Genomic DNA, 4,537 nt, shown 5'->3' with positions numbered 1-4,537 from the left:
GCGTGCACCTCAGGCACGTGACGACGTGGACCTGGGGCGGGCGCGCATCACCACGAGGCGACCTGATCAGAGCCGCTCAGTAAGCACGGGCGGGACGATGAGATGTCTGGCCCGATGTTCAGCCGCCGCCGTGGCCGCCCGACCGACACTTCCGTCCGACATGGCCGGCCGCCCTAGATCCTCACGGCAGGTCGCGCATCGCGGGCACGCGGGCTCGAAGTCCGGGAGGAGCTCGACGTGTTCGCGCGCCATGTGCTGGCCCAAGGCCAGCTGCGCGGAGAGCCCCGAGTCGAACGGGTCGCAGTCCACCCCGGCAGGCGAGGTCAGCTCGGCTTCTGTGACGGCCTCTCGGGTGTCGATCATCCGCTGGAAGAGCTGCGCGCACCGGTCGCAGGCCATGAGCCAGGCCGGCGGAACCGGCCACAGCTCGCCGTCGGTCAAGTCATCCATTGCCATGGATCGTGAGCCTAGAGCGGACGGCTGCGGCGGAGGCCTCACTGCAAGTCAACAACGCGAACTGTTGGGCGAGGAGTCGGCCCGGCCCGTCAGCGGGCCGGATGCCGCCATCCGTCTGTGTTCTCGCCCTGCCGACAGGTCGCCGTCGGCCGAGACGGCGTCCATCCGGCCATCCGCAGTGCGATTCAGGCCAGATTCGCAGATCACAGGAGGGGTGTTGAACTGCATTCTTGTGGCTTCTCGGCGCGAATTGGATTGCCACCGAAGGAGGTCGAAGGCGCTGGTCCGGCGCGATCCCGCCTAGAGGTTGTCCCGTAACTCATGCGGTTGCTGGGGCGTTGGTGGATCGAGCCGTTCACCGGGCTGAGTCCGGCACAGTTCAACCGGCTGGTCGCGCTGGTGCCGACGTCGCGGCGGCGATGTGCAGCGGGGCCGGCCGTAGCGATTGCCGCTGGAAGAGCGGGTGTTGCTCGTGGCCACCTACTGGCGCACAAACCTGACGCTGCGGCAGGTTGCCCCGTTGTTCGGGATCTCGGAGTCGGCCGCGGACCGGATCATGGACCACCTCGCGCCGCTGCCGGCGATCTCACCGGCCCGCCGCAAGCGCGAGGACACCGTCCATATCGTCGACCGCACCCTGGTCCCCACCCGGGACCGCNNCAGCCGCAACGGCTGCCGGGCCTTCACCGAATCCGGCGTCGACATCGCCTGCCGCGGCGTCCCCGTGATCGCCGATGGCGGCTACCAGGGCACCGGCCTGCTCATCCCTCACCGCCGTCGACGCGGTCAACAAGCCCTGAGCCCGCAGCAGGAAGCCGAGAACAAGGTGCACCGCAAGGCCCGCGCCCGCGTCGAGCACGCCCTGTCCCGGCTGAAGAACTGGAAAATCCTGCGGGACTGCCGCCCCAAGGGCAGCGGCGTTCACCAGGCCATCCTCGGCACCGCACGCCTCCACAACATGGCCCTCACCGGATACCTCCCGCCCCATACCGACAGTCTTTAGATGCCATTTCGTTTGGTGTGATCTTGCGGCAGTCTGGGGTGGTGACTGCCTCTCTTGTTGAGCGGATGGCGCCGGACAGCCTGTGGGAGTTGTTCGAGCGGGTGGTGCCGCCGGCTCCGGAGCGCCCGCAGGGCGGCGGCCGGCGCCGGTGCGGTGACCGGGAGGTACTGGCCGCGATCATCTTCGTGGCGACCTCGGGATGCACGTGGCACCAACTGCCGCCCGGTTTCGGCCTGTCGGGGGTGACCGCGCCGGTTCACCGAGTGGACCGAGGCGAGAGTGTGGGCCAAGCTCCACCGCCTGGTCCTCGATGAACTCGTCGGCTCTCGCGGGGAGCTGGACTGGTCGTGGTGTGCGATCGACTCGGTCAGTGTCCGTGCCCTCAAAGGGGGCGGCTGACGGGACCGAATCCGACCGACCGCGGCAAGAGCGGACCGAAAATCCACCTGATCGTCGACCGGCAGGGCCTGCCGATCTCGCTCGGGATCTCGGCCGCCAACCTCCACGACAGCCAGGCGCTCATCCCGCTGGTGCGCGGCATCCCGCCCATCCGCTCCCGCCGCGGCCCCCGGCGCCAGCGGCCCGCCAAGCTCCACGGCGACAAGGGCTACGACTATCCCCACCTGCGGCGCTGGCTCTCCTTACGGCAGATCCGCCACCGCATCGCCCACAAGGGCACCGAGTCCTCCGAACGCCTGGGCCGGCACCGCTGGGTCGTGGAACGGACCGTGTCCTGGCTGTCCGGATGCCGGCGCCTCCACCGCCGCTACGCACGCAAGCCCGAGCACTTCCTCGCCTTCACCGCCATCGCGGCAACCCTCATATGCCACCGCCGCATCACCAAATGAAACAGCGTCTTAGAGACCATCTTTGAACCCCTGTTGATCTCGAACACGCGCCACGGGGGGGGAGGGCCTGATACACACAGAGCTCTCCGTTCGCAGCAGCCCGGCAGCGGGTCTTACGGAGAGCTTGCGGGTGCTCCGCGCACCGTGTCGGTACGCCTTTGCGGGGCGGGTTGGCGGGCGGATTCTGCCGGTACAGAGCGGGTCGGGGTTCCTCTTCACGGCTGCGGGCGCCGTGCTCCAGCCTGACAGGGGGTGAGTTGTGGTGCCCAGTTCGGAAAAGGTCGGCAGCGTCAGCGTGGTGCAGTACGAGCGGATCCTGGCACGGCTGCGTGAGGCGGTCGAGAAGTTGTCGAAGAGTCAGTTCATCATCGGCGACGGAGCCCTGGAGGTATGCCCGATGCAGGATCACGGCGGCCGGTCCGGTAGCGACGACTTCTTATGAAACCCTCCCGCACCGGTCCAAAGCCATGACCCATCTCGCCATGATCGACCTCATGGCCCGTCGCATCACCGGCCAAGCCACCCCGAACTGGCACGGCACCTGACCCCCGGACCAAACACGCCTCACAGGGCGAAGCGCTCAGTGAAATCGGCTCTGCTGGATCAAAGGTCCCCGTTCATCCAGGTCAGGATCGTGAGGAGGGTCCACATCGCGGCAAAAATCCAGTCGAACCCCGACTTCCAGCGCCGCAACACGGTACGGGTGATGATGATGGTGGCGATGATGCCCGCTCCCCCAGCCCAGTGCAGGACACGGCCGGTAGCGGCAAGAGCGTCATTGTGCCGGACGTCCTCGACGAACAGGCATAGGAAGCCGACGAAAGCCGTGAGCAGAAGGGTGCCGATCACGGTCTCAGTGCGGTTTCCGGGCGACGAACCGACCGCAATATCGGGATGAGTAGGGCGCGAGGGTTTCATAGGTCGAGGCCTTTCCGCAGCCGACGGCGATGAACAGATGAACAACCGAGGGGCCGAATACGGGGAGCGTATTCGGCCCCTACGGCTTATGCGTCAGATGTGGTCGTGGACGTACTTCCATATCTGGTACTGAGTTTCAGCACCCGCAGCCTGCCAGGCCAGCTTAATCGGGTTGTACCAGGACAGGCCGTTGACCCAGTTCCGGAAGGTGGCGAACTTGCCGGCTGCCTTCTTTGCCGACTTGACGACGGACGGACCAGCCTTTTTGAGCAGATTCCAGAACGTGCTGACGGCGGACGCACGGGCGGCGATGCGCTCTTCCTGGGTAGCGCTGCCGTCGGCCACGGCATGCAGGGCGGCCTCGGCTTCGGGGGCGAGTTCGGCGCGGAACTTGGGCACGTTCAGCAGGGTTCGGGCTTCGGCGGCTCCGAACTCAGCCCCGGCCTCCGCGGCGGCGACGAGGTTCTCAGTGCGGTGATGTTCAACAGCCGAAGCGGCCGGCTCCGCAACACCAAAGGCGACTGCGGCCATCGCGGTGGCCGCACTTACTCGCAGGATATTACGCTTCACGTAAATTCTCCTTACGTCTTTTCGCGCAACATGAAGCGGCCGTAACTTTTGACAGAAATGCGCCGCTTTCACGCTCTTTAGAGTTACTTGATCATGGGCTCGGTGAACGCGCCATGAAGTAGCTCACAATGCGGCATCGGAAATACCTTCAACGCGATAGGGTTTCCCTTCAGTCATACAGCTGCAAAACGGAACTCAGGTGGCTTCTAGCCGTTCCTGAGAGACCGCCCTAGCACCATCTGAGAGGGTTCCGAGACGGGCTCTTAGAACTCCTAACAAAATGATCTTCAGGGTGCTTGGATCACTCCGGGGCGGATGATCTGGGGGTGCTGGGTGGCTCGGCCGAAGCCGTGGGAAGTCGACGACGAGCTGTGGGGGGTGGACGAGCCACTGCTGCCCAAGGTCGAGCGTCGGGCACTGCACCCCGGGCGCAAGCGGCATCCGGACCGGCTGGTGTTCCAGGGCATCCTGTTCGTCCTGCGCACCGGGATTGCCTGGGAACACCTGCCGCAGGAACTCGGCTTCGGCTCGGGCATGACCTGCTGGCGCCGGCTGGCCGAGTGGACCGAGGCCGCTGTGTGGCCCCGGCTGCACGAGGTCCTCCTGGTCAAGCTGCGCAGTGTGGACGCCCTGGACTTCTCCCGGGCGGCCGTCGACGGCTCCCACATCCGGGCGTTAAAAGGGGGCTCCAAGACCGGACGAAGCCCCGTCGACCGGGGCAGGCCGGGCAGCAAACACCACC

6 protein-coding genes and 2 pseudogenes are annotated in these 4,537 nt (G+C 66.2%); 5 read left to right on the top strand and 3 right to left on the bottom strand.

All coding sequences use genetic code 11. The annotated features are described in order from the left end of the window. Positions 1–66: 66 nt before the first annotated feature. A complete protein-coding gene (locus tag AOK03_RS09385) occupies positions 67–450 on the bottom strand; it encodes a hypothetical protein (protein ID WP_055564718.1) in 384 nt (127 codons plus the stop codon). Positions 451–777: 327 nt separating this feature from the next. On the opposite strand from AOK03_RS09385, the pseudogene AOK03_RS43890 reads away from it, so the two are divergent. The 4 genes and pseudogenes from AOK03_RS43890 to AOK03_RS42485 form a co-directional block, all read left to right on the top strand. Beyond that, positions 778–1,114: pseudogene (locus tag AOK03_RS43890) on the top strand (helix-turn-helix domain-containing protein); the annotation flags it as partial. A gap of 2 nt (positions 1,115–1,116) precedes the next feature. Beyond that, on the top strand, positions 1,117–1,459 hold a 343-nt coding region (locus AOK03_RS43885), incomplete at its 5' end, for a transposase family protein (protein WP_244177541.1). A 65-nt stretch (positions 1,460–1,524) separates the two neighbouring features. Next, a pseudogene (locus AOK03_RS41790) lies at positions 1,525–2,307 on the top strand (IS5 family transposase). 262 nt (positions 2,308–2,569) lie between these two features. Next, a complete protein-coding gene (locus AOK03_RS42485; protein WP_055564717.1) occupies positions 2,570–2,749 on the top strand; it encodes a hypothetical protein in 180 nt (59 codons plus the stop codon). A 161-nt stretch (positions 2,750–2,910) separates the two neighbouring features. On the opposite strand, the gene AOK03_RS09365 is transcribed toward AOK03_RS42485, so the two are convergent. Together AOK03_RS09365 and AOK03_RS09360 are read right to left on the bottom strand one after the other, a co-directional pair. Then, on the bottom strand, positions 2,911–3,156 hold the full coding sequence (locus AOK03_RS09365) for a hypothetical protein (RefSeq protein ID WP_055564716.1): 246 nt from the start codon (positions 3,154–3,156) through the stop codon (positions 2,911–2,913). 162 nt (positions 3,157–3,318) lie between these two features. After that, positions 3,319–3,795: a hypothetical protein gene (locus AOK03_RS09360; RefSeq protein WP_157868899.1), complete on the bottom strand. Its 477-nt coding sequence runs from the start codon at positions 3,793–3,795 to the stop codon at positions 3,319–3,321. 315 nt (positions 3,796–4,110) lie between these two features. On the opposite strand from AOK03_RS09360, the gene AOK03_RS09355 reads away from it, so the two are divergent. Then, on the top strand, positions 4,111–4,537 hold a 427-nt coding region (locus AOK03_RS09355; RefSeq protein ID WP_157868898.1), incomplete at its 3' end, for a transposase.

Origin of the sequence: Streptomyces atriruber, from assembly GCF_001418325.1 — a bacterium.
Taxonomy (GTDB): Bacteria; Actinomycetota; Actinomycetes; order Streptomycetales; family Streptomycetaceae; genus Streptomyces; species Streptomyces atriruber.
This window is presented reverse-complemented; position numbering and strand designations above follow the sequence as displayed.

What these genes read in the sequence shown, in the direction of transcription:
- AOK03_RS09385 (WP_055564718.1), bottom strand. Translation starts at nt 450, where the DNA reads ATGGATGACTTGACCGACGGCGAGCTGTGGCCGGTTCCGCCGGCCTGG.